The sequence below is a fragment of the Haloferax larsenii genome (assembly GCF_024730625.1).
GTDB classification, from domain to species: Archaea; Halobacteriota; Halobacteria; order Halobacteriales; family Haloferacaceae; genus Haloferax; species Haloferax larsenii.
The window spans coordinates 1741207-1767158 of sequence record NZ_CP078063.1 but is presented as its reverse complement, the minus strand read 5'-3'; the positions used below and the strand labels follow the sequence as shown (position 1 = coordinate 1767158).

Genomic DNA, 25952 nt, shown 5'->3' with positions numbered 1-25952 from the left:
TCACCGGTCACGCGACCAGTACAGGAACCCCGCGACGGCCCACAGGAGTACTGTCCCGAGTGGCCACGCAGTTCGTCCCGGTTGCACCGAAAATCCCCTTGCGACTTCGAGTTGGGTAAGCCCGGCACAGACGAGCCCAGCGACAGTAAGCCGAACGTCTTCGCGGTCGAAGAGCAGTCCAGACGTTACTCCTGCAAGTGCGACGAGATAGCAGGCGACGCCCAGCGGCCACACGAGGATGTACTCTGGAAGTCCCCGCGTGAATCGGAAGAAGAAGTCGGTAATCGTGGTGATACTCACCGGAGACGGTGTGAAGAGTCCCCACGCAAAGAGGAGCGTAATCGACCCGGACGCGTACGTCTGGATGGACCACGGAGCGATACCGGCGAAGAAGACGAGAAGGAATCGACCGAAGCGAGAGTCGTCGAGAGCTGAAGAAGAACCGTCCGTGGTCTGGGTGGTCACCGCTGGGCGATGATGCGGAGCACGTCTTCGTCGGCCAGTTCGTGGTCGCGGCCGACCTGCTGGTCGTCGTGCTTCGCACTCGGTCCAGAGACGCGGGCGAATCGGAATCGCTCGTCGAGTTTGGCCCCGAGTTTCTGGATGGCGTCGTCGATGGTGTTTTCGCCCTCGTGGAGGACGAGTGGCTCCTCGTAGTCGACACCGCGTCCAGGTTTGTCCATATAGACGCGAATTAGTCCGAGCGCGTCCCAAACCTCCTCTTTCAGCGAATCGAGGCCCTTCTCGGCCTCGGCGCTGATGAACGTCACCTCGTCGGGGTCGAGACCGACGTCGCGAAGGTTCTCTTCGACGGTCGGGAGATAGTCCTTGTCGATGAGGTCCGCCTTGTTGACGGCGACGATAGACGGCAGGTAGACGCGGTTCTCCATGATGCCGTCGATGAGTTCGTCGATAGTCGTCTCACCGCGGAGCGTCACTTCGGCGTTGACGAAGCCGTGTTCGCGAAGGATACCCTTTATCGTGTCCTCGTCGAGGTCGACACTGTCGCTCTTTGTGACGTTGATTCCACCTTTCCCTTTCTTCTTGATAGAGAGATTAGGCGGCGTCGTGTCGAGTCGAATCTTGTTGTTGTAGAGTTCTTCGCAGAGTCGTTCGTACCGCTCGATTTCGAACACCGAGAGCATGAAGACGACGAGGTCGGCGGTGCGGACGACAGAGAGGACTTCTTTTCCGCCACCTCGGCCGCCAGCGGCACCCTCGATGAGGCCCGGGACGTCGAGTATCTGAATGTTCGCACCTTTGTACTTCAACATCCCCGGGTTGACGTCGAGCGTCGTGAACTCGTACTCGCCGGTCTCGCTGTCGGCGTTGGTGAGGGCATTGATAAGCGTCGACTTCCCGACACTGGGGAACCCGACGAGTGCGACGGTCGCGTCGCCCGTCTTCTCGACTGCATAGCCTTGGCCGCCACCCGCCGAACTCTGGTTCTCGAGTTTCTCTTTCAACTCCGCGAGTTTCGCCTTCAATCGACCGATATGGCCCTCAGTAGACTTGTTGTAGGGCGTGTTGGCGATCTCCTCGCGGATATCTTCGATCTCTTCCTCCAGTCCCATCGTCACAAGTTCCGCCGCGTCCGTCGAAAAACCCTTTCCTTCCGACCCGAGGGAGTAGCACACCCCCGGACCTGCGTTCTCCGTCCATTGCTCGCGTCGACGACGCGTGTTCTCTGTATTTTTCTTTGGCGCTCTCGCGTGTGCGCACGAATCTCAATATGATGCGAATATATTCGGCACGATTATTGTGGGTGAATTCGACGCGCCGATGAAGGCAATGCCGGACCCCAGTACGTTCCGTGACAGCACCCAGATACTCCTCCCGTGCGAACTTCTCGCAGACATTCGTGAGGAGATAGAAACCGAGTTCGTCGTCACGATTTACGAACACGCACCGGGAATGTGTAGAATCATCGGGAGTCCGGTCGAGGTTCGCGCCGTCAGCGACTTTCTCGCACGGCGTGGTATTGCGACCCCCTGAAGACTAGTCTCTCGCCCCTGTGTATCCAGCGGCGTTCGAATCACAGTTCCGAAGGGCTTGTTATCTCACAGTCCAAGGGGCGGGTATGGACGAAGCGCCGGGTCTCTCTGACCAGTACCGCACTGCCAGCCCATGGCCAGTGTTCGTCGCCCTCGGCATCCCAATCTCCGAACTCGGTCTCCTGTTCGGTGTCTTTCCCCTCGCAGTCGGCGGACTGTTGTTGTTCTGCGGGAGCATCGCGGGGATGTTGAAAGAGTCGGGGTACGTCGAGTCGACGATACGCTCGCTGGTCGTTCTCTCGGCGATTCTGTTCGCCTTCGGCGGCGCACTGGCGTTCACCGAAATTAATCTGGTTACTCGCGGATACGCGACGATTGCCGCCGCCGCGTTGCTCCTCGTCGGTGGTGTCGCGTTCGAACTGTTCGTTTGGGACAACAAACAGGCAATCTGAGTCGGGTCAGGAGGTGCAGTTGGGGTCAGGACGAGAGTACAGTTGACTCGATACCGCGCGAGAAACCAACAATCTATTTGAACAGCCTCCCCGAGAGACCCAATATGGCAACCAAGACGTTCGACAAGGACACCATCCTCGACTTGACGGTCAACATGGTGCCGTTGGCCATCATTCTGTTCTTCGTGGTGGCCTTCGCCGTCGTCAACCCGTTCGGGTTCGAATCGCTCGCCTCCGGGCTTCAGTACACGCTGCTCATCGCACCGTTCGTGCTGCTCGCGGTGCTGACGTACCTCTCTGGAAAAGCTATCGCAGGGTCCGAGAAGTCCGGCACCGTGTACCCGCCGGGGCAGGCGACAGTTCCGGGCGTTGGACCGCTGCACGAAGAAGAAGAGAAGGCAGAAGCAGCGCTCGAAGAATCGGCCGACGCCGACGCGGAAGAGACTGCTGAATAACGGGCTTAAAGCCCCCTGTAGCGCAGGGCGTTCCCGAACCTTTCATTACCCTGCACTCCTCACCCACTTCCATGGAGGTTAACGGACAGTTAGCACTGACGGTGCTCATGGGGGTCTTCCTCATCGCCGTCGCCGCGTGGCTCGCGCGGATCGAAGATTGGCGGTCGTATACCCCTCTCGCTGGTGGTGGGGCCGTCGGAGGTACCAAAGAGCAGTACGTCTCGGAGGAGAAGCCTTCAGGACTCATCCGCTGGTTGACAACGGTCGACCACAAAGACATCGGGATGCTCTACGGCGTCTACTCGCTGATTGCGTTCGCCGTGGGTGGCCTGATGGTCGTCGCGATGCGCATCGAACTGGCTGACCCCTCGATGACGCTGCTCTCGAACACGTTTTACAACTCGTTGCTCACCAGCCACGGGATAACCATGTTGTTCCTGTTCGGGACGCCCATCATCGCGGCGTTCTCGAACTACTTTATTCCGCTTCTCATCGGCGCGGATGACATGGCGTTCCCGCGTATCAACGCTATCGCATTCTGGCTCTTGCCACCGGGAGCGTTGCTCATCTGGGCCGGGTTCTTCCCCATTCCGGACATAATCCCGGCACAGACTGCCTGGACGATGTACACGCCGCTTTCGGCGGGTGTCGGCTCCGGGAACCAGATGAACGCGGGTGTCGACCTGATGCTCCTCGGACTGCACCTCACCGGTGTCTCGGCCACGATGGGTGCGATCAACTTCATCGCGACCATCTTCACCGAACGCAACGAGAAGGTCACGTGGGCGAACCTCGACATCTTCTCGTGGACCATCCTGACGCAGTCGGGACTCATCCTGTTCGCGTTCCCGCTTCTCGGTAGCGCGATTCTGATGCTGCTTCTCGACCGGAACTTCGGCACGGCGTTCTTCTCGGTCGATGGCGGCGCAATCCTCTGGCAACACTTGTTCTGGTTCTTCGGTCACCCCGAAGTGTACATTCTCGTGTTGCCCCCGATGGGTATCGTGAGCCTCGTGCTCCCCCGCTTTGCGGGTCGTCGCCTCTTCGGGTTCAAGTTCGTCGTGTACTCCACGCTCGCAATCGGCGTCCTCTCGTTCGGTGTCTGGGCGCACCACATGTTCGCGACGGGTATCGACCCCCGTCTTCGCGCCTCGTTCATGGCCGTCTCGTTGGCTATCGCGATACCGAGCGCAGTCAAGACGTTCAACTGGATTACGACGATGTGGAACGGGAACATTCGACTCACGACGCCGATGCTCTTCTGTATCGGCTTCGTGTCGAACTTCATTATCGGTGGCGTCACTGGGGTCTTCCTCGCGTCGATTCCGATCGACCTCATCCTCCACGACACGTACTACGTCGTCGGTCACTTCCACTACATCGTCATGGGCGCGATTGCCTTCGCTGGCTTCGCCGGCCTCTACTACTGGTTCCCCATCTACACCGGCCGGATGTACCAGACCACGCTCGGTAAGTGGCACTTCTGGCTGTCGATGATCGGGACCAACCTGACGTTCTTCGTGATGGTGCTCCTCGGCTACGGTGGCATGCCACGTCGCTACGCGACCTACCTGCCGCAGTTCGCGACGATGCACCAGCTCGCGACCGTCGGCGCGCTCATCCTGCTCGTCGGTCAGATGATCTTCGTCTGGAACTTCGTCCAGTCGTGGCTCGAAGGCCCCAAGGTCGAAGACGGCGACCCGTGGGACCTCGGCGAGGACAACCTCACCACTGCGGAGTGGACTTGGTTCGAACGCAAGCTCCAGACCGCTGTCACCGACGGCGGTGAGGAAGAAGACGCAGAACTCGCGACCGACGGTGGCGAAACCGTCACCGACGCGGACGACGAGTAATCGCTGCCACGAACACTTCGGTTTCTTTCTTTCGACCGCTCAGTTCCGAGCGGTCGCTATCGAATTTGGTGACGACTGGGCAGCTGGGCAAGCGACGATTCTCGTGGTGACTGTGCGCTCTGTGGGCGCTGGCAGCGACCAGCGCAGTTGCTCGTTGGACGACGAGCCGAAAACGAGTCGAGTCTCAGACGACGAGCAGAATACCCACGACAAACATCAAGAGCGCGATTCCGCCGAGGATGATGCCGAGGATGTCCGTGTCCGACATACGCGACCGTTAGTGTGTGCGAAGAAAGGTGCATCGGTGTGTCCGCAGCGAACGAAAACCGCTAACTCCGTCGCCCACACATCCGGAGACGTGAGCTCGAACGTCCGCGGTCAGCGATTCGTCATCGGGTTGTATGCGGCGCTCGTCACCGTCGCCGGTGTCGCAGGGTTTCTCACGGGGACGTTCGTCTCGGGACTTCGACCGCCGAAGTTCCTCTTTCTCGTGGCGTTCCCTGCGACTCCCCTCGGGTTCGCGGCGTACGGCGCACTGACTATCGCACTCGTGTTGGGAATTCCCCTTCTCTTGGTCGTCTACGTCTCCAGCGAGATAGACGACGTGACCGAGTAATTCGAACGACGGTGTCGAGGTCGGGGGCCGAGAATCAGCACAAACACTAATATCGGCCCGTGGGACGTGATAGTATGTATCACATCGTAATCGGCGTCGACGACGACACAGAACACGCACTCGCCTGCGTCGAGGAGGTTGTAAATCTTCCTGGAGACTCCTCCGAAAAGGAGGTGACGCTCGTCCACAGTTTCACCGACAACCCGAGCGGTGCGTCCGCGACACAACTGCACTCGGTCAGAGAAGCGAGTGAGTACCTCGAAGACAACGGAATCGCCTACGACGTGAACGAATCCTCTGGCGACCCTGCAGACGTCATCGTCGAGTTCGCAGAGAAAGAAGACGCAGACCTCATCGTCACCGCTGGGCGAAAGCGGTCGCCTGCAGGAAAAGCACTGTTCGGCAGCGTCACGCAGTCGGTCATCCTGAACTCCGACCGCCCCGTCATGGTGACGGGTGAGACGAAGCGGCCGTAACTAGTACACGCGGTCGACGAGTCGTTCGACGTCGTCGGGCGACGTTCGGCCGGACGCTGATTCTCGCAGTTCTCCGTCGCGGAAACACAGCACCGTCGGCGCTGTGTCGACGTCGTACCGTCGACAGAAATCGTCTGTCGCCTCACCGTCGAGACCAGCGACGGCAACGTCCGCTGGGACCCGGTCGAGAAACCCGTCGAGGTCGTCTTTCATCTCGTCGCACGGCGTGCAGAAGCGTCGCCAGACGGTGACGACAGCGTCCGGGTTCGATTCGAGAAACGCCTCGAACGCGTCGTCGTCGAGTTCCGAGAGTTGGTCCGGGACCGGCGACGACGGCGTAATCTCGACCAGCAAACTGGCCATGACGGTGAGCAGGTCTTGACCGACCGGAACGTCGAGGAACGACTGGGCAGCGAGATACGCAACGACGTCTGTCCGGCCGACGTCGTACGCTTCGAGGTGGGCTTCGACGGAGTCAGGGTCGACGTCGAAGAGGTCGACGACCGTCTGGTGGAACTCCTCGGTCGATACCGCACCGTAGACGTCGTGGTAGATGGCCAGTACTTTCTCGAACTCTTCGGTCGTCGTCAACGTCCCGTCGGGTGCTTCGTCGACAGCATCGGCTGCGATGAGCGTGTCGAGGGCCGTCTCCGGGTCTGGGTGTGTCGCCGACATGTTAGACACCAAGGTATCGTTCGCGGGTCTCTTCGTCGTCGCGCAGTTCGTCTGCGGTTCCGTCGAAGACGATTCCACCCTGGTCGATGACGTACGCGCGGTCGGCGAGGTTGATGGCTGCCGCCGCGTTCTGTTCGACCAAGAGGATGGTCGTCCCGTCGTCGCTAATGCGCTGGACCGCGTCCTCGACGTCCTCGATAATCTTCGGCGCGAGACCCTCGTAAGGTTCGTCGAGGAGCAACAGGTCCGTATTCTGTTTCAGCGCGCGGGCGATGGCGAGCATCTGCTGTTCGCCACCGGAGAGCGTCCCCGCCCGCTGGTCTCGCCGCTCGTCCAGTCGCGGGAACTGGTCGTACACCTCTTCGGTGGTCATCCCCTCGTGGCCGAACGAGAGCGATCGCCCCCACGTGTTGGACTTGTTGTTGACGACTTCCGCGAGGTGAAGGTTCTCCGCGACAGAGAGATTCGGGAAGATGCGCCGTTCCTCTGGGACGAGCGAGATACCGTTTACCGACACGTCCTCGGCGGGAACACCGGTGATGTCCTTTCCTTTGAACCGAATCGAGCCGTCTTGAACGTCCGGCGGCGTCGCCCCTGCGATACACCGGAGCGTCGTCGTCTTCCCGGCACCGTTGCGGCCGAGAAGCGTACAGATTTCGCCCTCTTCGACGCTCATCGAGAGGTCGCGGATGATGTGGCTCTCGCCGTAGTAGGCGTCGATGTGGTCGATTTCGAGGAGACTCATAGTTCGACACCTCCGAGGTAGGCCTCTTGGACGGCCTCGTTTCCGCGAATCTCGTCGGGCGTCCCCTCGGCGATGATGCCACCGCGACTGAGGACGACGATGCGGTCGGAGACGCTGAAGACGATTTCCATGTCGTGTTCGACGAGGACGAACGTGAGTCCGTGTTCACGTTTGACCTGTTCGATGAGTTCTACCGTCGATTTCGTCTCCTCGGGGGACATCCCGGCGGTCGGTTCGTCCATGAGGAGCAAGTCGGGTTCGCTGGCGAGAGCGATGCCAATCTCCAGTCGGCGCTTGTCGCCGTACGGGAGGTCGGTCGCGACGGTGTCCGACCGGTCGAGGAGACCGACCGAGTCGAGCGTGTCGCGGGCGACTTCGTGAACGTCGGTGAGGCTGTTTCGGTGTTTCAGGAACTCGAACCCGAACGCGCCGCGTTCCGCAGCGAGCGCCGCAATCTCGGCGTTCTCTTTGACCGTGAGGTCCGGGAAGATAGACGCCGTCTGGAACGACTTCGAGACGCCCAGTTGGACTACCTCGTGCGGGTCGAGACCGACGATAGACTCGCCTTTGAATCGGATGTCGCCGCTCGTCGGGTCGAGTCGTCGCGTGATGAGGTTGATGAGCGTCGATTTCCCGGCCCCATTCGGGCCGATGACAGAGACGCGCTCGTCTTCCTCGACGGTGAGGTTCACGTCGTCGGTGGCGACGAGGCCGCCGAACTCTTTGACGAGGTTTTCGGTCTCTAACAGGGGCATCAGCGGTCACCCCCGAGTTTGGCGGAGACGAACTCGCGGATACGACTGAGGATTCCCCACAGGCCGTCCGGAACGACCCAGACGACGACGAGGAAGATGGCCCCCAGAAGCAGGTGCCAGTAGAACCCGAAGTCCTTGATGAGCACGATGTCCGTGAAGGGAATCGTCAGCGCCTGAATCGTACTGACGATGTTCTCGACGTAGAGGTACAACCCGACGCCGAGGACGGGGCCGAACATGGACCCCGCGCCACCGAGGACAGTCATGACGACGATGTCACCGGATTCCGTCCAGAACAGCGACTGAAGCGGAACGTACGACCCGTGGATGGTAAACAGGCTGCCAGCGACACCGGCGAACGCCCCCGAGATGATGAACGCCATCAGCTTGTAGCGCCAGACGTTGAGGCCGACGAACTCGGCGCGCTGTTCGTTCTCGCGAATCGCACGGAAGACCATCCCGTACGGCGAGTTGAGGATGCGGTAGGCGACGGCCACCGCACCGACGAAGAACAGGCCGACGAAGGCGTAGAGCCACGTACCGAGGAGCATCCCGCCGAACGCGGGGATATCAGCTTCGAGGTGAATCATCCCGAAGAGACTCCCGACTTCGACGCCGGTCAGACCGTTTTCACCGTTGGTCAGGAACGCAAGTGGCGACGCCGCCATGAAGTACATCATCTGTGCGAACGCCAGCGTGAGGATGGCGAAGTAGATGCCACCGCGACGAAGCGAGAGGAATCCGAGAACCCACGCCAAGAGGACGGCAAAGAGCGTCCCCGAGACGACCATCACGATTGGGTCGCCGGAGACGTTCTTCGCGACGATACCCGAGGCGTAGGCGGCGCCGCCCCAGAAGGCCGCGTGGCCGAACGAGAGCAGCCCGGTGTAGCCTAACAGCAGATCGAAGCCGATGGCGAAGATGCCCCAGATGAGGATGAGCGTCGCGAGGCTCTGGTAGCCCTGCACGAAATCAGAGATGACCGGTGCACGGGCGAAGAGCCACGGGAAGACGGCCACGAAGATTGCCGTCAGCCCGACCACCGTACCCTCTCTGCCGCGGAGTTGCTCCCAACGCTCGGAGAGACTCCCGCCGAAGGCGGTCTCGCTCTTCGTACTCGTCGTGGTGTCTGTGCTCGCAGTCGCAGTGTCTGTCTTTTCGCTCATGGTGCCACCTCCTCGTCACCGAGGAGTCCCTGTGGCCTGGTGAGGAGGACGATAGCCGCAATCGCGTACAGTCCGACCTGCGACCACGCCGGTGCGAAAGCGACGAGAGTCGCCGTGGCGAGTCCGAAGATGACACCGCCGAGGACTGCCCCCGCGATACTGCCCACGCCGCCGATGACGACGGTGAGGAACGCGGGCACGAGGATGTTCGTCCCGATAGTCGGGTTGACGACGTTCAGTGGGCCGCCCACGACGCCAGCGATGCCGGCGAGTGCGGCACCGATACCGAAGACGACGATGTACGGACGGGTGATTTTGATGCCGAGGAGTCGGACCATCTCGGCGTCACGGGTCCCGGCGCGGACGACGAGACCGAAGTCGGTGAACTCGACCAGCACGTAGACGAGCAAGACGAGTACCGCGGTGATGCCGATAACCCACAGTCGCCACTGCGGGAAGTTGCCGACGATGGGGAGTGCAACGGGACCGGAGACCGGAATCCCTGCGAACGACCCGACCGAGAGGATGCGTTCCGGCTGCTCGAACGGAAGGCTGTTACTCCCGAAGAGGACGCGGAACAGTTCTTGGACGACGATTGCGAGACCGAACGTGACCAGAATCTGGTCGGTGTCCGGGCGGTCGTAAAACGAGCGGGCGAGGAAGCGTTCCATGAGGAGTCCGGCGACGAACACCACGAGCGGGACCAGCACCAGTGCGGCGAAGAATCCCCAGTCGAGGCCGAAACTCGTGAATCCCCACTCTTGGAGTTTTCCATTGGATAGCGGAACGCTCAGCGCGACGAACAGCCCCGCGTACGTCCCGAGGAGATAGAGCGCGCCGTGGGCGAAGTTGACGAACTTGAGCGTCCCCAAGATGATAGAGAGCCCGACAGCCAACAGAACGTATATCGCTCCCTGCTGAAGCCCGTTGAGCAGGATGACGACGATGTCGGCCAAGAGGCTCACACTTTCTCACCCCCCTTGGAGTCGTTCGAATTATGCGATTTCATGGGTGTGTTAAGCATACTCATTTACGTGTGCGCAATTGTCTGTAGTTAATTTTCATTAAGATACCAGTGTGGGAACCGAGGTCTTACTCGTAGGACCCGAGTTCACACTCGGCGGCCGGGCCTGCGTCACAGCCGTATCCGAGGTCGTCGCGACTCGTGACGTTGACAATCTCGAAGTACTTGCCGGCCTCCTGTTCAGACGCTGGAAGCCCCTGAACGACGGGCACGTCCCGTTGTGCTTGGTGGTCACACCCGCGCATGGTCTCTGCGCCCATGCCGACGTTGTCGTACTCGTAGTCCTCCAGTTGCTTGATGACCTCCGGTGGGTAGAAGGTCCCCGCACGCTCGACTGCAGCAGCGTACTGGAGCGTCTGAGCGTACGCGAGTTGTGCCGGACCGGACGGCGTCCGGTCGTACTCGGAGCTGAACGCGTCGGTGAACTCCTGAGACGGAGTGTTGTCGATTTGGGAGTCCCACGCGACGGTTCCGTAGACGCCCTCGATTGCGCCGCCTGCCGCCTCGGCCATCGGCCGGTTGTACAGCGGGACGAGAATCTCCATATCCTCGTCGATGCCCGCGTCGACGGCCTGCTGGACGGAGTTCGCACCGTCGAGACCGTAGTGGTTGAGGATGAGCACGTCTGCACCGGAGTTCTGCGCCTCCGAGAGATACGTCGAGTAGTCCGTCGTCCCGAGCGGGGTCGCGACGGATTTGACTTGCTCCCATCCAGCAACTTCGGTCATAAACTGCTCCATCGACGCTTGCTGCGTCTGCCCCCAACTGTAGTCGGCGTACAGTTGGTAGAACTTGAGGTCGCTCCCGTAGGCCTCCTTGACGACCGGTGCCAGCGCCTGCCCGGTCATGTAGGCGTTGAACATCTCGCGGAAGGAATAGCGGACACAGTCCTTCCCAGTGGTGTCGTTCGAGTGCGTCAAACAGGCCATGAACATGACCTTCTCGTTTTGACACAGCCCTTGCACTGCGATTGCAACCGCAGACGACGACCCGCCGGAAATCATGATGGCGTTGTCGCGCTCGACCATCCCGGACGCCGACTGCCGCGCTTGGTCGGCGTCGGTTGCCGTGTCGCCGTCGACGTAGTCGATTTCGTAGCCCAGCACGCCGTCACCGGAGAGGTCGTCGAACTGCGAGTCGACCCAGCCGCCACCGTTGTTGAGGTGCTTCACCGCGAGCTGATACGCTCGGAGTTCGTCTTCACCTTCAGACGCGTACGGTCCGGACTGCGGGACGTTGAATCCAAAAATCGCCTTGTCGCCTTCGATGGGGAAGTTGCCCAATGCGGGGTAGTCGTCACCACCCCCGCCGCCACCATTACCGCCTCCGTCGCCGCCATCTCCGCCGTCGCCACCGCCGCCGCCTGTACAGCCAGCCAGCCCAATTAAACCAGCCGTACCAACAGCCCCGGTCGCCTTCAACACATCTCGCCGATTGAGTGGCTTGGTATCCCGTGCCATGGCACTACCGGCGGATACTTCGTTAATAATTGTTATGTACATACCACCTACAACAATGATAACATGTGTCAAAGGTGTTGACTCATATTGGTATGATAATACTTACCACACCCAACAACATTCCCTGATAATATGTTTTCACCAGGAAATTACAACCTCTAGAACACTACCACGGTCTGCCGATTCGACATACAATCGCTGAAACGCCCGTCAAAGTCGCTTGACGGGATATGGGGACGACTACCCCTCTCCGACCATCCGACCCTCGTCTTCCCACTCGCGTTCTCGTAGCTCGTATTTCTGAATCTTTCCGGTCGCGGTTTTCGGGAGTTCCTCGACGAACTCGATTTCTTTCGGCACTTTGTAGGTCGCGATTCGGTCACGACAGAAGTCGATAAGTGCCGTCTCGGTCACGCCGGGGTTGTCCGAGTCACCACTAATCGGGACGACGAACGCCTTCGGTGACTCACCCCACTCATCGGACGGGACCGGGATAACCGCGACATCAGACACCTGCTCGTGGTCGAAGAGCGTGTCCTCCAGTTCGATGCTGGAGATGTTTTCGCCGCCGGAGATGATGATGTCCTTCTTTCGGTCTTGAATACTGATGAAGCCGTTCTCGTCGACGACCGCGAGGTCTCCCATGTGATAGTACCCCTCTCGTCGCGCAGTGAACGCCTCTTCTGTCTCTTCTGGCTTGTTCCAGTATTTGTCCATCACCTGATTGCCCGCGACGACGATTTCGCCGATTGTCTGGTCGTCCCACGGCACGTCTTCGCCGTCGTCGTCGACGACACGAACGTCGGTGCCGAGGTAGCCGATTCCCTGTCGTTTCTTGATAGAGAATCGGTCCGCATCACCGTCGAGGAAGCGCTTGGCTTCCGACGTGGTGATGAGTGGCCCCGTCTCGGTCGCCCCGTAGACGTGCATCAGTCGCCAGCCGAACTCGTCTTCGACAGTGCGAATCGTCGCCTCTGGTGGGGTCGCGCCCGCAGTCGCCGCCCGAACGGGGTTCGCCCCGGTCGTCTCGACACCGCCTTCGTCGCGGTAGTGTTTCATCAGGATGTTGAGCACGGTCGGTGCCGCACAGAGATACGACACGTCCTCGGTTCGAATCGCGTCGAGGACGTCTGCCGCCTCGACACCGCGAGTACAGACGTGTTTCGCGCCGTGTCCGGTGATGGCGTAGATGTGACCCCAACCGTTGACGTGGAACATCGGAAGCGTCCAGAGGTAGACGTCGTCGTCCGAAATCTCCTGATGCATGGAGATGAGGTACGCGTGGAGCGTCTCGGCGCGGTGGGTTCGACAGACCCCCTTCGGGTCACCCGTCGTCCCCGAGGTGTAGTTGATGGTGATGATTTCGTCTTCGGACATCTCCGGGCGGTCGTAGTCGGTCGACTCGGCGACGGCCTCGTCGAAGTCCAGCCACTCGCCGTCCACCTCGTCGGTGTCGTTGGTGATGAACACCTCCGTCGGAATCTCGTCGCGAATCTGTTCTATCTTCTCCGCGAAGGCGTAGTCCGCGTAGATGGCCTTCACGTCGGCGTCGCTCAGCATGTACTCGAAGTCGGCCGGAACGAGACGGTAGTTCAGCGGCATGTGGACCGCACCCACCTGCATCGACCCGTAGGCCGCTTCGAGGTGGTAATGCGTGTTCGGGTCCAGAACCGCCACCCGGTCGCCTTTCTCGATGCCGCGTGCCTGCAGTGCAGCAGCGAACCCGTCTGCTCGCTCACCGAGTTCGGCGTAGGAGAAGCGTTCACCTGTCGTCGCCACGACCGCCTCCTCGTCGGCGTAGTACCGACGAGCGCGGTCGAGGAAGTCGGTCACGAGAAGTGGTTTTTCCATGTGTGGGTTTTCCTTCAGTAACATTCGGGATAAATATGCAGGGTGGTTCCAAATGTCGTAGGACAACCGCCCACTAGACGATGTGAATAGTTCGCATAGGTAGCAGACAATACCCCTCGAATACCGTGGCTAGAGACTATATTTCTACAATAACTATACAAGAAAATAACTTAGTCGTGGAAGCCGTAGCCGTCGTATGGCTCTGTCGGATTACACCGGACTCACCCTCGCCGGCGACGGCGAGACCATCGTCCGCGTCGCGCCGCATCGACTCTGGCGACCGGGCGACGACCGAATCGAACCGTGCGCGTACAGCGGCGAACACATCGACCTCTCGGAGAAACACCTCATGGTCGTCCTCGAACGCGACAGCGTCCGCGAGCGACTGTACTTCCGTGACGAAACCTCGCTGTCCGCCTGGATAGAAGAAAACGAGCAGGCAGACCGCTGAGGTCTGCGTCGGTTATCTGGCGTCGGCCTTGCGCTGGATTTCCTCGACGATTTCGGGGTTCCGAAGCGTCGTCGTGTCTCCGAGTTCCTCGCCGTTCGCAATCTCTTCGAGGAGACGACGCATGATTTTGCCCGAGCGCGTCTTCGGCAGTTCGGGCGTGAACAGAACCTGTTCCGGCCGTGCAATCGGTCCGATAGCGTCTTCGACGCCTTGCACGATTCGGTCGCGCATCTCGTCGTCTTCGGCTTGCCCCTCTTCGGTGATGACGTAGGCGTAGACAGCTTCTCCTTTCACGTCGTGTTTACCACCCACGACGGCGGCTTCGGCGACGCCTTCGACGCCGACGATTGCCGACTCGATTTCCATCGTTCCGAGGCGGTGTCCGGAGACGTTGATGACGTCGTCGACGCGGCCGAGAATCGTGATGTAGCCGTCGTCGTCGATTTTCGCCCCGTCTTCGGGGAAGTACACCCAGTCGTCGGGGTCGTCGCTGTCGGTATCGGAGTACTCGCGCCAGTACTCGTCGATGAACCGCTCGTCGTTCTTGTACAGCGTCCGAAGCATCCCCGGCCACGGCTTGTTGACCGTGAGGTAGCCAGCGCGTCCGGCCTCGACCTCTTCACCGCCCGTATCGACGACCTTCGCATCGACACCGGGAAGTGGCGGTCCGGCAGAGCCGGGCTTCATGTTGCCGACGCCGGGGAGCGTCGTAATCATCATCCCACCCGTCTCGGTCTGCCACCACGTGTCCACGACTGGGCACTCTTCGTCGCCGATGTGCTTGTAGTACCACTTCCACGCACGCGGGTTGATTGGCTCGCCGACCGTGCCGAGGAGGCGCAGACTCGACAGGTCGTGTCTCTCGGGGAACTGCGTACCCCACTTCATGAACGCCCGAATCGCCGTCGGCGCGGTGTAGAAGATATCGACTGCATACTTCTCGACGAGTTCCCAGAGGCGCGACCGGTTCGGGTAGTCGGGGGTGCCTTCGTACATCACCGTGGTCGTGCCGAGTGCGAGTGGCCCGTAGACGATGTACGAGTGACCCGTAATCCAGCCGATATCCGCTGCACACCAGTAGGTGTCTTCCTTCTCGATGTCCAGCACCGCGTGAGAAGTCCACGCCGCATACGACAGATAGCCCCCCGTCGTGTGTTTGACGCCCTTCGGCTGGCCCGTGGTTCCTGAGGTGTACATCAGGAAGAGCATGTCCTCGGCGTCGCGCTGGACTGGGTCTACCCGGTCTCCCGAGTGCTCGTCCAGCAGGCCGTCCCAGTCGTGCTGATTGCCCCGTAGGTCGTGGCCGAAGCCGTCGTCGCCGAGACGGTCGACCACGACCGCCGCATCGACGCCGTGGTCGACGCCGTCGAGTCCCTCGTTCGCCTTGTCGAGGTGGTCGAGCGGGTCGCCGCGGCGGTAGTAGCCGTCACACGTGACGAGGAATCGAGAGTCCGCGGAGTTCATCCGCGTCGCGAGCGCCTCGGCCGAGAATCCAGCGAAGACCACCGAGTGCGGCGCGCCGATTCGGGCACACGCCAGCATCGCGATGGGTAACTCGGGAATCATCGGCATGTAGAGCGTCACCACGTCGTCTTCCTCGACGCCGAGGTCGCGAAGGGCAGCCGCGAACTCGTTGACCTCGCGGGAGAGGTCCTGATACGTGTACGTCCGTGTGTCTCCGTGTTCGCCTTCCCACTTGATGGCGACCCGGTTCTTGTCGCCGTTTTCGACGTGTCGGTCGAGGCAGTTGTACGAGGCGTTCAGTTTGCCACCCGTGAACCACTCGTAGAACGGCGGGTTCGAATCGTCGAGTACTTCGTCGTAAGGAGAATCCCAGTCCAGCAACGCCGCCGCTTGCTCCCAGCACCCCGGCCAGTTCTTCTCGAACTCGTCGTATATCTTCGGGTCCGAAACGTTCGCCTGCTCGACGAACTCCCGCGACGGTTCGAACTCCTCTTGTTCCACCAGCCGTGCCTCGAGTTCCCCATCTCCGTCACTGTCTACCATAGTGTGTGTTAACTAGCACTATCATACGTCATAAACCTATGTAGTACCCACCGATGTCAGGCGATTTGGGCGGGGGCAACGCGTCGAGTCGAGTCTCTCGACCAGTCGAAAAAGAGATTCAGGAGAGGTGTGTGTGAAGGCGAAACGAGCGCTACCCGACGTTACATCACGCCGATAGTCTCACGGTACGTACCGTACTCGTCGGCGAACACGTCCATGATTTCGCCCATCGTGACGTACGTCTTGACCGCGTCGACGAGGACGGGCATGACGTTCTCGCCAGCTTCGACCGCTTCTCTGAGTTCGTCGAGCGCTTCCTCGACCGCCTCGTCGTCGCGCTCGTCTTTGACCGATTCGAGGCGCTCTATCTGGCGGTCCTGTACCTCTTCGCCGACGTGCAGCACGTCGGGGCGGGTGTCTTCGTCCGACGTGTACTTGTTGACGCCGACGACGACCTCTTCGCCTTCTTCGACGCGCGACTGGTACTCGTAGGAGGCGTCGCTGATTTCGCGGTGGAAGTACCCTTCGTCGATGCCGTGGAGGATGCCGTCGCGAACCGAGCCGTCGCCCATCTCGCGAATCTCCTCGATGTAGGCCATCGCCTCTTCTTCCACTTCGTCGGTGAGTTTCTCGACGAAGAAACTCCCGCCGAGCGGGTCGATGACGTCGGCCGCCCCGGACTCCTCGGCGATAATCTGCTGGGTCCGGAGGGCGACGGTGACTGCTTCCTCGGTGGGCAGCGACAGCGCCTCGTCGAAACTGTTGGTGTGGAGCGACTGCGTGCCGCCGAGGACGCCCGCGAGGGCCTGAATGGTCACGCGAACGATGTTGTTGAGCGGTTGCTGAGCCGTCAGCGACTGCCCGGCCGTCTGGGTGTGGAACTTCAGTTGCTTCGAGCGCTCGTCTTCGGCACCGTACCACTCGGACATGACGTCGTGGTAGATTCGCCGAGCGGCGCGGAACTTCGCGACCTCCTCGAAGATGGAGTTGTGGGAGTTGAAGAAGAACGACAGTTGCGGCGCGAACTCGTCGATGTCGAGCCCGCGGTCCATCGCGTCCTCGACGTAGGCGAAGCCGTCAGCCAGCGTGAACGCGAGTTCCTGAATCGCCGTCGAACCAGCCTCACGAATGTGGTATCCGGAGATGGAGATGGGGCGGATTCGAGGCGTCTCCTCGGCCGCGAACTCGACGGTGTCGGTGACGAGTTTCAGCGAGGGTTCCGGCGGGATGACCCACTCTTTCTGCGCGATGAACTCCTTGAGCATGTCGTTCTGGAAGGTCCCGCCGATTTGCTCACGGGACACGCCGCGATTGTCGGCGAGCGCGACGTACATCGCGTAGATGACCGGCGCAGAGGGGTTGATCGTGAACGACGTCGTGACTTCGCCGATGTCGATGCCGTCGAAGAGAATCTCCATGTCGCGGAGCGTGTCGACCGCGACGCCCTCTTTCCCGACTTCGCCGTCCGAAAGCGGGTCGTCGGAGTCCTTCCCCATCAGCGAAGGCATGTCGAACGCCGTCGAAAGCCCGGTCTGGCCGTTCTCGATGAGGTAGTGGAACCGTTCGTTCGTCTCCGTGGCGGTCCCGAAGCCGGCGAACTGTCGCATCGTCCACGTCCGCCCGCGGAACATCGTCGGATACACGCCGCGTGTGTATGGTGCCTCGCCGGGGAACCCAAGGTCCTCCTCGTAATCGAGGTCCGAAACGTCGTCTGGTGTGTAGAGGTCGTCGACCTCGTGGTTCGAGACGGTCGCAAAGCGGTCTTTCCGCTCGCCACCCTTCTCCAAGAACGGGTCGCGAGTCTCCTCCTCCCACTCGTCGCGAGCCTCTCGAATCGATTCGAGGTCCTCGTCGTCGTACATACACAGGGAGTCGTATGGACGATGATTAAGGATTCGGGTATCCGACAACCCGCTTCGACGGCCAGACCATCGCGCCTATCACTGACCCCATCCCTAGAGGAGACGAACACTCGATGGCGTTCGTAACCCCGACTGCGACGCGATGGGTCGCTGGCGTGGCCGCACTCGTGCTCGTCCTCGCCAGCGTCTCCTTCGTCGTCCCAGTGTCGGGCACCGTCTCGCCCGTTTCCTTCGACGACACCGTGAAAACTGGCGGGACCGCAGTCGACGTCCAGCAAGCCAAGACCGACGGATTCGAAGTGCCGGTCGCGCAGGCGCACTTCTCCCGGTATCGGTACATCATCGGCTACTACGGTGTCGGAACCGCCGCCGCGGATGTCGCGTCACCAGAGAGCGCTCGTCAGTTCGGCGACCCGCTTGCGGTGTTCGTCAGCGACTACGCCACCGTCTCGCCGGTCCTCGACGAAGACGACTATCTTCGGACCGAACACAACCGCCATCCCGGCTGGGTCGAGGCCTCCGATGCGGTGTTCGTCGTCGATTCTGACGCCCGCATCCCATCTGGGCCAATTGTCGTTCCCTTCTCTGACCCCACGGCAGCACGGTCGTTCACCGACGAATACGGTGGAACGGTCGTCGACTGGGAAACGCTCCGCGAGCGGTCCGAAAGCTCGCTCTCGGGGCGACTCGACGCCTTCGAATCGTCCGTCGAATCCCACCACGACTGGGCCGACCAGACCACTGCTGCACGTGAACCGCTGTTCGACCGTCCGGTCTCGACTGTCGTCGGCGAGGACGCACCAACCATCGAGGCGGCCGTCGAATCCGCGCCCGAGGGAACCGCAGTCTACGTCCCGCCGGGCACCTACTCCGTCGACAGCATCGACGTGAATCGGTCGATTACGCTCCTCGGCGCTGGGAACGCGACGCACCTCGTCGGCGACGGAAACGGGACGGTGGTCCACGTTCGGGCCGACGAAGCGGCAGTCGGGAATCTCTCGATTTCCGGTGTCGGCAGCGTTGGAACCCGGCGCGTTCGCGCCACGAACGAGTCGGTCGATTGGGACACGCGCGTCCAACTCGCCTACGGCCGCGGCGACGCCGGTGTCGTCCTCGACGGAGCCACCGACTCGGCGCTCCGCAACGTCAGCATCGACACGCCCGCAAGCGGCGTCATCGTCCGCGAGAGCGCCGACAGCGTCCTCGACAATCTCACTATCCGCGGGGCCGCGACTCCCTCCGAGGGCTTCATGGGTATCGTGCTCATCGGCGAACCGTCGGTCGTCCAGCACTCGACGCTCCTCGAAGGCCGAGACGGTGTCTACACCCACCGCGCCGACGGGAGCGTCGTCCGCGACAACTACATGAAGGGCGGTCGCTACGGCGTCCACGAGATGTACACCTCGGATATGCTCGTCGCCGACAACGTCGTCCGAGACGAGCGAATCGGGGTCATCATCATGACGCGACCCGTGGGCAATCTCGTGGTCGGAAACGACATCCGTGACTCCGACTTCGGGTTCATTCCCGCCGGGAGCAACACCTACGTCGCCGACAACGTGTTCGCCAACAACGAGTACGGCATGGACGTCAGCGGTGACCGGCAGGTGTACACGCGAAACGTCGTCGTCGGCAACGATATCGGCGTCCGCGGCAGTTCGACGTTCCCGACGAACGTCGTCGTCAGAAACGACATCGTCGGCAACGACGTGCAGGTCGAATCGACGCTCGGTCCCATGCGGACGTGGACGACCGACGGCGAGGGGAACTACTGGGGCGACCTGCCACTCGCCGACGAAGACCGGGACGGTGCGTACGACCGAGCGTTCCAGCCATCCGGCCCCATAGACGCCGAACTCGGTCGCCACCCGGGAGCGCTCGTGCTGTCGCGGTCGCCCGTGATGGACGCCCTCCGAAGCGCCCGCGACGAAGTCGCCGGGCTCCGGGGGTCGGGCGTCGTCGATGCGGCACCGCGAACCGAGCCAGTGCGGCCAGCGACGCTCGCGAGCATTCTCGGGGGAGACGGCACACTGCTCGGCAAAGGCGGCACAACCCTCGACAGAGACGACACAACCGCCGCGAGAGAATCGACTGCAGCGCGAGGAACGAATACGACAGCAGAGACGACCATGACGGAGGAAGCTAATGTCTGATGGAGAGAGCGCGGTCAGTGAAGTTGCGTCCGAACCCGACTCGACAGTACTCGCCGACACAGAGTCCAAGTCGCCTGTAATCGACGCGTCCGGACTCTCGCACGCCTTCGGCGACGTGGTCGTCCTCGACGACCTCTCGCTGACGGTCGAACCGGGCGAGATTGTCGCGCTCGTCGGCCCGAACGGCTCGGGGAAGACGACGCTGCTCCAGTTCCTCTCGAAGGTTCGGGCACCGAATGCTGGGACTGTCACGGTCGGCGCAGGAGACCGAACTCGCGTCGGCTACCTCCCGCAGCGCCCCGAATTCCGCGAGGGGTTCACCGTGGCCGACACGCTCCGGTTCTACACGCAGTTCGTCGAGGAGGATGTGGACGTCGGCACCACGCTCGACCGCGTCGGCCTTAGCGAGGCTGCGGACCGCCGCGTCGAAGCCCTCTCGGGTGGGATGACGCGACTCCTCGGACTCGCCCGGGCACTCGTCGGCGACCCGGACGTGGTCGTCCTCGACGAACCCGCAAGCGGGCTCGACCCGGGGATGGTCGAACGGCTCTTCGAAATCGTCGCGGAACTCGCAGCCGAGGGAACGGCCGTCGTGCTCTCGTCGCACAACCTCGGTCCCGTCGAGCGGACGGCCGACCGCGTCGTCGTCCTCGACGGCGGGCGCTTCGTCGCAACTGGGTCGCCGCAGGAGTTGGTCGAATCGGCGGAGGCAACGGACCTCCAGACTGCGTTCGGGACGCTCGTTTCGACCGAGGAGGTAGCGGGTCGATGAGCGCCGCCGAGGACCTCACGAGCGCCGTCGACGACCTCGTCACCATCGCGACCCGCGAACTCCGGACCGTCGTTCGGACGCCTGCCGTCGTCGCGCTCTCGGTCGTGTTCGCCTTGACTGTCGTCGGCGTCGCGGCCGCCGGCTCCGGCGCTCGCGGCGGGTACGTCCCACTCGTCCTCGACTTACTCCCGTTCGTCGAGGCGCTCGTCCCGCTTCTCGGGTTCGCACTCTGTTACCGCACGGTGCTTTCGGACCGACGGAGCGGCGAGTTGGACGTTCTGCGGACGTTCGGTGTGTCCCGGCCCGCCTACGTCGGCGGCGTCTTCCTCGGCCGGAGCCTCGCACTCGTCGCCGTCGTCTTCGGGTCGCTCCTCGTCGCGGCCGCGACCGTTCCCGTGTTGTCACCGGAGAAACCGACGTTTTTGGCACTGAATGCGGCTGCCGATTCGCCGGTCGCGTTCGCCCGCTTTACCGTGCTCGCGGTCGTGTTCGCGCTCTCGACTGCATCGGTCGCGCTCGCCGTCTCCGCCGCGGCCCGAACCGCACGGCAGGCAATCGCTCTCGCCGTCGGCTTGCTCGTCGCCTTCGTCGTCGGCATCGACGCCGCGGCAGTCGCCGGACTCGCAACCGGGCAGTTCGGCATCGACACTGTCCCGTACCTGCTCGCCCTGAGTCCGAACGGGGCGTTTCGGTCGCTCGTCTTCGGTGTCGCTGTGGAGACTGGTCAGGCGACGACGCCACTGGTGGCGCTCGTGGGGCTCGGCGGCTGGCTCGCAGGGGCGCTCTTCGTGGCAGTGGTGACGGCGTGGAAGCCGGTCGAGTAGCGAACTCGGAAGAGAAGAACCCGTTCAGCCGAAGTTCTCGACCTTCGCTGCGTCGGCGTCGCCGTCCGCGGCTTCGATAGCGTCGGCGGCGGCTTCGACGAACCCGGCGAACCCGTAGACGAACACCTGTTCTCCCTCGGCACCAGTCAGCGCGTCAGCGACTGCGTCCGAAAGGTCGGCTTCGTCGTCGGTGACGACCACGCTCGCACCCTCCTCGCGGAGCGCGTCGAGGCGGTCTTCGTGCGCGGGCGCGTCGTCGACGTAGACGACCGCGGCCTCGTTGCCGTCAGCGCGCGCGGCCTCTGCGATGCCGACCGCCGGGCCGACACCCGGGCCGCCAGCGAGGACGACGACGCGCGCGTCACCGTCGTAGTAGCTGTCGCCGAACGGTCCAGAGAGGTCGATGTCGTCGCCCGCGGCGAGCGATTCGAGGTGCTGACTGAACGGGCCGCCCTCTTCGGGGTCGATGCCGACCGTTACTTCGAACGTCTCCGTGACGCCCGGCGAAGAAAGCGTGTAGAAGCGGGCGTACGACTCGCCGTCGATGGTTGCAGAGAGCTTTACGAACTGACCCGGCTCGGCATCGAATTCGTCGGGGGTCTCGAACTCGATAGCGACCGTGTCGGGTCCAACGTCGCGGACTGCGGCGACGGTGACGGTTGCGTCCATGCGACCCGGTTGGAGGCAGGGTCACAAGGGCCTTGCCTTCGTTAACGTATCAATAAGTTATGACGTATCGAAGAACCTGCTATACTTGCCGCGAGAGCCCCGAATACGAAATAATTGGACACTTGTCCACCACATGGCGATACAGTGCCGGTTCGGGTTACTGAAACTATCGAAATGTACACTCACAAGCCCCCTAAAACGGGTTTTCGTTTATGTATTGGAGTGGCGTTTTACACAAATTTTCAGAAGGCTTTTGACCCGGCTATGGGTAGATTTCAGTCAGCATGCCAGCGGACTTCAACTGGGCCATCGGCGGCGAGGCTGGCGATGGCATCGACTCCACGGGGAAGATTTTCGCTCAGGCACTCTCCCGGGCTGGACGACACGTGTTCACCTCCAAGGATTTCGCTTCGCGAATCCGTGGCGGATACACTGCGTACAAGGTTCGGACTGCCATCGACCCCGTACAGAGCGTCGTCGACAGACTCGACGTGCTCATCGCACTCACACCACGAACTATCGAGGAAAACCTCGACGAACTCCACGACGGGTCGGTCATCATCTACGATGGCGACCGGTCGACGATGGCGGACGTCGAGATTCCCGAGGGGATGGTCGGGCTGGACGTTCCCCTCAAGGCACTCGCAGAGGAAGCGGGCGGCGCAATCATGCGCAACGTCGTTGCGCTGGGTGCGGCGTGCGCCGTCACCGACTTCCCCATCGAGAACCTCGACAGCGCCCTCAAGAAGCGATTCGGCGGCAAGGGCGAGGCAATCGTCGAGAACAACAAGGAGGCGGCCCGCGCAGGGCTCGAATACGTCCACGAGGAGTTCGACCACGAGTTCGACTACGACCTCGATACGACGGACAACGACTACGTCCTGCTCAACGGTGACCAGGCAATCGGTATGGGCGCCATCGCTGCCGGCTGCCGCTTCTACGCTGGCTACCCCATCACGCCCGCGACGAACGTGATGGAATACCTCACTGGACGCATCGAACGCTACGGCGGCCACGTCGTGCAGGCGGAAGACGAACTCGCGGCCATCAACCTCGCGCTCGGTGCGGCACGCGCCGGTGCGCGCTCGATGACGGCCACGTCCGGTCCGGGTATCGACCTCATGACCGAGACGTTCGGTCTCGTCGCGACCTCCGAGACGCCGCTCGTCATCGTCGACGTCATGCGCTCGGGTCCCTCCACGGGGATGCCGACCAAGCAGGAACAGGGCGACCTGAACATGATGCTCTACGGCGGTCACGGAGAGGTTCCGCGCTTCGTCGTCGCCCCGACGAGCATCGACGAGTGTTTCTGGAAGACCGTCGAGGCGTTCAACTTCGCCGAGAAGTACCAGGTTCCGGTCTACGTCGCGGCCGACCTCGCGATGGCCGTCACGGAACAGACGTTCCCGCCGGAAGCCTTCGACATGGACGAAGTCGAAATCGACCGCGGCAAGGTCGTCGACGACGACTCCATCGACGAGTGGCTCGACGACAAGGGTCGATTCCAGCCACACGCGATTACGGACGACGGCGTCAGTCCGCGTGCGTTCCCCGGCACGGACCAGGGTGCACACATGTCGACCGGTCTCGAACACGACGAACTCGGTCGCCGGACCGAAGACACCGAGATGCGCGTCGAGCAGGTCGACAAGCGCGACCGTAAGGTCGAGACCGCGAAGAACGACGAAGACCTCTCGCCGCGTGAGTTCGGCAACCCCGACTCGGATAAACTCGTCATCTCGTGGGGCTCCAACGAAGGTGCGATGGTCGAGGCCATAGAGTTCCTCGAAGAGGACGGCGTCGACGTGCGTTTCCTCTCTGTCCCGTACATCTTCCCGCGACCCGACCTCTCGGACGACATCGAGGCAGCCGACGAAGTCATCGTCGTCGAGTGTAACGCGACCGGTCAGTTCGCCAACGTCATCGAACACGACACGTTAACCCGTGTCAAGCGCATCAACAAATACAACGGCGTCCGCTACAAGGCGGACGAACTCGCAGAGAGAATCAAAACCACCCTCGAATCCGAGGAGGAGGTTTCAGCATGAGCTCCGACGTTCGCTTCACTGACTTCAAATCCGACAAGCAACCGACCTGGTGTCCCGGCTGTGGGGACTTCGGGACGATGAACGGCATCATGAAGGCGCTGGCCAACTCCGGCAACGACCCCGACAACACGTTCGTGGTCGCCGGTATCGGCTGTTCCGGCAAAATCGGGACGTACATGCACTCGTACGCCATCCACGGCGTCCACGGGCGCTCGCTCCCTGTCGCCGCCGGCGTCAAACTCGCCAACCCCAACCTGACTGTCGTCGCCGCCGGTGGCGACGGTGACGGGTACTCGATTGGTGCGGGTCACTTCATCCACGCCGTCCGCCGCAACGTCGATATGGCCTACACGGTCATGGACAACCGCATCTACGGGCTGACCAAGGGTCAGGCCTCGCCCACGTCGCGCGAGGACTTCGAGACCTCGACGACCCCCGAAGGGCCGCAGCAGCCCCCGGTCAACCCGCTCGCGCTCGCGCTCGCCGCTGGCGGCACGTTCATCGCGCAGTCCTTCGCGACTGACCACAAGCGTCACGCCGAAATCGTCCAGCAGGCTATCGAGCACGACGGCTTCGGCTTCGTGAACGTGTTCAGTCCGTGTGTCACGTTCAACGACGTGGACACCTACGACTACTTCCGCGACAACCTCGTCGACCTCGCGGACACCGACCACGACCCGACCGACTACGACGCGGCCACCGACAAGATTCTCGACTCCTCGAAGGAGTACGAGGGCGTCATCTACAAAGACGAAAGCTCGGTCTCCTACGAAGAGAAGTTCGGCGTCACCGAGAACATGTCCGACATCCCGTCGGGCGCACCCGACGACGCCATGGACCTCGTTCGCGAGTTCTACTGAACCGCGTTCGACTCCCCGAATTCTCCCGTTCTTTCGACCGTCCCCGGATGTTCGACAGCGCTCGCTAACGCCTCGACTGCGTCCGTCTCGTCGACGTCTGCACCGTGGACGGCGATGACGACGATAACGTCGCCCTCGTGTTCCACCGTCGCGAGATGGATGCGAACGTCGACACTCCCCCCTTCGTGCGTCACCGACTCGCCATCGACAGTCGTCTCGCCGGGTTCGACGACGACAGTCCCGGCGTACGTGACGAGTTCAGTCTCCTCGCCGAGCATCGTCACGGGCCGCGAGTCGACCTCGCGGAGGCCGTTGACCTCAGAGACGTTTCCCAGCGCCTGCACATCCGAGAGGATGTCGAGACCAGCGCCGACCAGTTCGCGGTTCCCGAGACTCGCCAGCGGATTCACCGACTGACCGGCGACGCGGACGTTCGGCGACGAGATGACGGCCAGCCCGGTGACGTCCTCGTCGGCGGTCGTCTTCGAGTAGCCGGAGACCCACACTTCGACGCCCACCGTACGCGACACCGGACCGACACCGACGCGTTGGCCGAGCGGAACGAGCGTACTGTTTCCGTGGACGTACCCGTGTGATTCGTACGCCGAAGCCGGAATCGTCGCCGGTTCGGCCGTGAACGTCGTCGCGCCGCCGAGGCATCCCGAGAAGAGAACGACAAACGCGAGTGCGACGGCCGGAGCTGTTCGTTTGTGTGGCATGCTAGCATAATAGGTTCTCGACAGACATGAAGAGGTACTCTCGGCGACACAGTCGAACCGAGAGA

25 protein-coding genes are annotated in these 25952 nt (G+C 62.0%); 12 read left to right on the top strand and 13 right to left on the bottom strand.

Annotated features, from left to right (window positions below; all coding sequences use genetic code 11):
* Together KU306_RS09215 and KU306_RS09210 are read right to left on the bottom strand one after the other, a co-directional pair.
* Positions 1-465, bottom strand: a complete 465-nt coding sequence (locus KU306_RS09215; protein WP_258301770.1) for a TIGR04206 family protein — start codon at positions 463-465, stop codon at positions 1-3.
* Positions 462-1574 (bottom strand): OBG GTPase family GTP-binding protein, encoded by a 1113-nt coding sequence (locus tag KU306_RS09210; RefSeq protein WP_008323484.1) that lies wholly within the window; start codon positions 1572-1574, stop codon positions 462-464. The genes KU306_RS09215 and KU306_RS09210 overlap by 4 nt, the downstream gene beginning before the upstream one ends.
* A 217-nt stretch (positions 1575-1791) precedes the next feature.
* Here KU306_RS09210 and KU306_RS09205 point away from each other — a divergent pair, with 217 nt between their 5' ends.
* From KU306_RS09205 to KU306_RS09180, 6 genes are all read left to right on the top strand, one after another.
* Entirely contained in the window at positions 1792-1995 is a 204-nt protein-coding gene (locus tag KU306_RS09205; protein ID WP_258303389.1) for a VNG_1110C family protein, read from the top strand.
* Between the two features lie 85 nt (positions 1996-2080).
* Positions 2081-2446: a DUF7541 family protein gene (locus tag KU306_RS09200; RefSeq protein WP_007538912.1), complete on the top strand. Its 366-nt coding sequence runs from the start codon at positions 2081-2083 to the stop codon at positions 2444-2446.
* Between the two features lie 104 nt (positions 2447-2550).
* The gene (locus KU306_RS09195; RefSeq protein ID WP_007538911.1) at positions 2551-2901 is read left to right on the top strand and encodes a DUF6684 family protein; all 351 of its coding nucleotides are present in this window, start codon (positions 2551-2553) and stop codon (positions 2899-2901) included.
* Positions 2902-3008: 107 nt separating this feature from the next.
* A complete protein-coding gene (locus tag KU306_RS09190) occupies positions 3009-4754 on the top strand; it encodes a cbb3-type cytochrome c oxidase subunit I (protein ID WP_049918544.1) in 1746 nt (581 codons plus the stop codon).
* A 358-nt stretch (positions 4755-5112) separates the two neighbouring features.
* Positions 5113-5370 carry a DUF7520 family protein gene (locus tag KU306_RS09185; RefSeq protein WP_007538909.1) on the top strand — a complete coding sequence of 86 codons (258 nt, stop codon included), beginning with the start codon at positions 5113-5115 and terminating at the stop codon, positions 5368-5370.
* 74 nt (positions 5371-5444) lie between these two features.
* The gene (locus tag KU306_RS09180; RefSeq protein WP_007538908.1) at positions 5445-5846 is read left to right on the top strand and encodes a universal stress protein; all 402 of its coding nucleotides are present in this window, start codon (positions 5445-5447) and stop codon (positions 5844-5846) included.
* Here KU306_RS09180 and KU306_RS09175 read toward each other — a convergent pair whose 3' ends face one another.
* The 7 genes from KU306_RS09175 to KU306_RS09145 all read right to left on the bottom strand — a co-directional run bounded on the left by KU306_RS09175 (position 5847) and on the right by KU306_RS09145 (position 13522).
* On the bottom strand, positions 5847-6521 hold the full coding sequence (locus KU306_RS09175; RefSeq protein WP_258301769.1) for a thioredoxin family protein: 675 nt from the start codon (positions 6519-6521) through the stop codon (positions 5847-5849).
* 1 nt (position 6522) lies between these two features.
* A complete protein-coding gene (locus tag KU306_RS09170; protein WP_007538905.1) occupies positions 6523-7266 on the bottom strand; it encodes an ABC transporter ATP-binding protein in 744 nt (247 codons plus the stop codon).
* On the bottom strand, positions 7263-8021 hold the full coding sequence (locus KU306_RS09165) for an ABC transporter ATP-binding protein (RefSeq protein WP_007538903.1): 759 nt from the start codon (positions 8019-8021) through the stop codon (positions 7263-7265). The genes KU306_RS09170 and KU306_RS09165 overlap by 4 nt, the downstream gene beginning before the upstream one ends.
* Positions 8021-9187 (bottom strand): branched-chain amino acid ABC transporter permease, encoded by a 1167-nt coding sequence (locus KU306_RS09160; RefSeq protein WP_007538902.1) that lies wholly within the window; start codon positions 9185-9187, stop codon positions 8021-8023. Before KU306_RS09160 ends, KU306_RS09165 begins: the two co-directional genes overlap by 1 nt.
* Complete coding sequence (locus tag KU306_RS09155; RefSeq protein ID WP_007538901.1) at positions 9184-10152, bottom strand: branched-chain amino acid ABC transporter permease; 969 nt, start codon at positions 10150-10152, stop codon at positions 9184-9186. Before KU306_RS09155 ends, KU306_RS09160 begins: the two co-directional genes overlap by 4 nt.
* A gap of 127 nt (positions 10153-10279) precedes the next feature.
* Positions 10280-11671: an ABC transporter substrate-binding protein gene (locus tag KU306_RS09150; protein ID WP_425499521.1), complete on the bottom strand. Its 1392-nt coding sequence runs from the start codon at positions 11669-11671 to the stop codon at positions 10280-10282.
* Positions 11672-11911: 240 nt separating this feature from the next.
* Positions 11912-13522: a long-chain-fatty-acid--CoA ligase gene (locus tag KU306_RS09145; RefSeq protein WP_258301768.1), complete on the bottom strand. Its 1611-nt coding sequence runs from the start codon at positions 13520-13522 to the stop codon at positions 11912-11914.
* A 196-nt stretch (positions 13523-13718) separates the two neighbouring features.
* Between KU306_RS09145 and KU306_RS09140 the strand changes: the two genes are divergently transcribed.
* The gene (locus KU306_RS09140) at positions 13719-13973 is read left to right on the top strand and encodes a hypothetical protein (protein WP_007538898.1); all 255 of its coding nucleotides are present in this window, start codon (positions 13719-13721) and stop codon (positions 13971-13973) included.
* A gap of 12 nt (positions 13974-13985) precedes the next feature.
* Here KU306_RS09140 and acs read toward each other — a convergent pair whose 3' ends face one another.
* Both acs and KU306_RS09130 read right to left on the bottom strand, forming a co-directional pair.
* Positions 13986-15980: an acetate--CoA ligase gene (acs, locus tag KU306_RS09135; protein WP_258301767.1), complete on the bottom strand. Its 1995-nt coding sequence runs from the start codon at positions 15978-15980 to the stop codon at positions 13986-13988.
* Between the two features lie 161 nt (positions 15981-16141).
* Positions 16142-17842, bottom strand: coding sequence for an acyl-CoA mutase large subunit family protein (locus KU306_RS09130; protein WP_258301766.1), 1701 nt, complete (start codon positions 17840-17842; stop codon positions 16142-16144).
* Positions 17843-17955: 113 nt separating this feature from the next.
* On the opposite strand from KU306_RS09130, the gene KU306_RS09125 reads away from it, so the two are divergent.
* The 3 genes from KU306_RS09125 to KU306_RS09115 are packed head-to-tail and all read left to right on the top strand — an operon-like array spanning position 17956 to position 21591.
* Positions 17956-19995 (top strand): NosD domain-containing protein, encoded by a 2040-nt coding sequence (locus KU306_RS09125; RefSeq protein WP_258301765.1) that lies wholly within the window; start codon positions 17956-17958, stop codon positions 19993-19995.
* Positions 19988-20767: an ABC transporter ATP-binding protein gene (locus KU306_RS09120; protein WP_258301764.1), complete on the top strand. Its 780-nt coding sequence runs from the start codon at positions 19988-19990 to the stop codon at positions 20765-20767. Before KU306_RS09125 ends, KU306_RS09120 begins: the two co-directional genes overlap by 8 nt.
* Entirely contained in the window at positions 20764-21591 is an 828-nt protein-coding gene (locus tag KU306_RS09115) for an ABC transporter permease (protein ID WP_258301763.1), read from the top strand. Before KU306_RS09120 ends, KU306_RS09115 begins: the two co-directional genes overlap by 4 nt.
* 24 nt (positions 21592-21615) lie before the next feature.
* Here KU306_RS09115 and KU306_RS09110 read toward each other — a convergent pair whose 3' ends face one another.
* Positions 21616-22260, bottom strand: a complete 645-nt coding sequence (locus KU306_RS09110; protein WP_258301762.1) for an FAD-dependent oxidoreductase — start codon at positions 22258-22260, stop codon at positions 21616-21618.
* A gap of 284 nt (positions 22261-22544) precedes the next feature.
* On the opposite strand from KU306_RS09110, the gene KU306_RS09105 reads away from it, so the two are divergent.
* Together KU306_RS09105 and KU306_RS09100 are read left to right on the top strand one after the other, a co-directional pair.
* Positions 22545-24308 (top strand): 2-oxoacid:acceptor oxidoreductase subunit alpha, encoded by a 1764-nt coding sequence (locus KU306_RS09105; RefSeq protein WP_007538889.1) that lies wholly within the window; start codon positions 22545-22547, stop codon positions 24306-24308.
* The gene (locus KU306_RS09100) at positions 24305-25168 is read left to right on the top strand and encodes a 2-oxoacid:ferredoxin oxidoreductase subunit beta (protein ID WP_007538888.1); all 864 of its coding nucleotides are present in this window, start codon (positions 24305-24307) and stop codon (positions 25166-25168) included. The genes KU306_RS09105 and KU306_RS09100 overlap by 4 nt, the downstream gene beginning before the upstream one ends.
* On the opposite strand, the gene KU306_RS09095 is transcribed toward KU306_RS09100, so the two are convergent.
* Positions 25162-25887 carry a DUF6517 family protein gene (locus KU306_RS09095; protein WP_007538886.1) on the bottom strand — a complete coding sequence of 242 codons (726 nt, stop codon included), beginning with the start codon at positions 25885-25887 and terminating at the stop codon, positions 25162-25164. The genes KU306_RS09100 and KU306_RS09095 overlap by 7 nt on opposite strands.
* Positions 25888-25952: the final 65 nt, after the last annotated feature.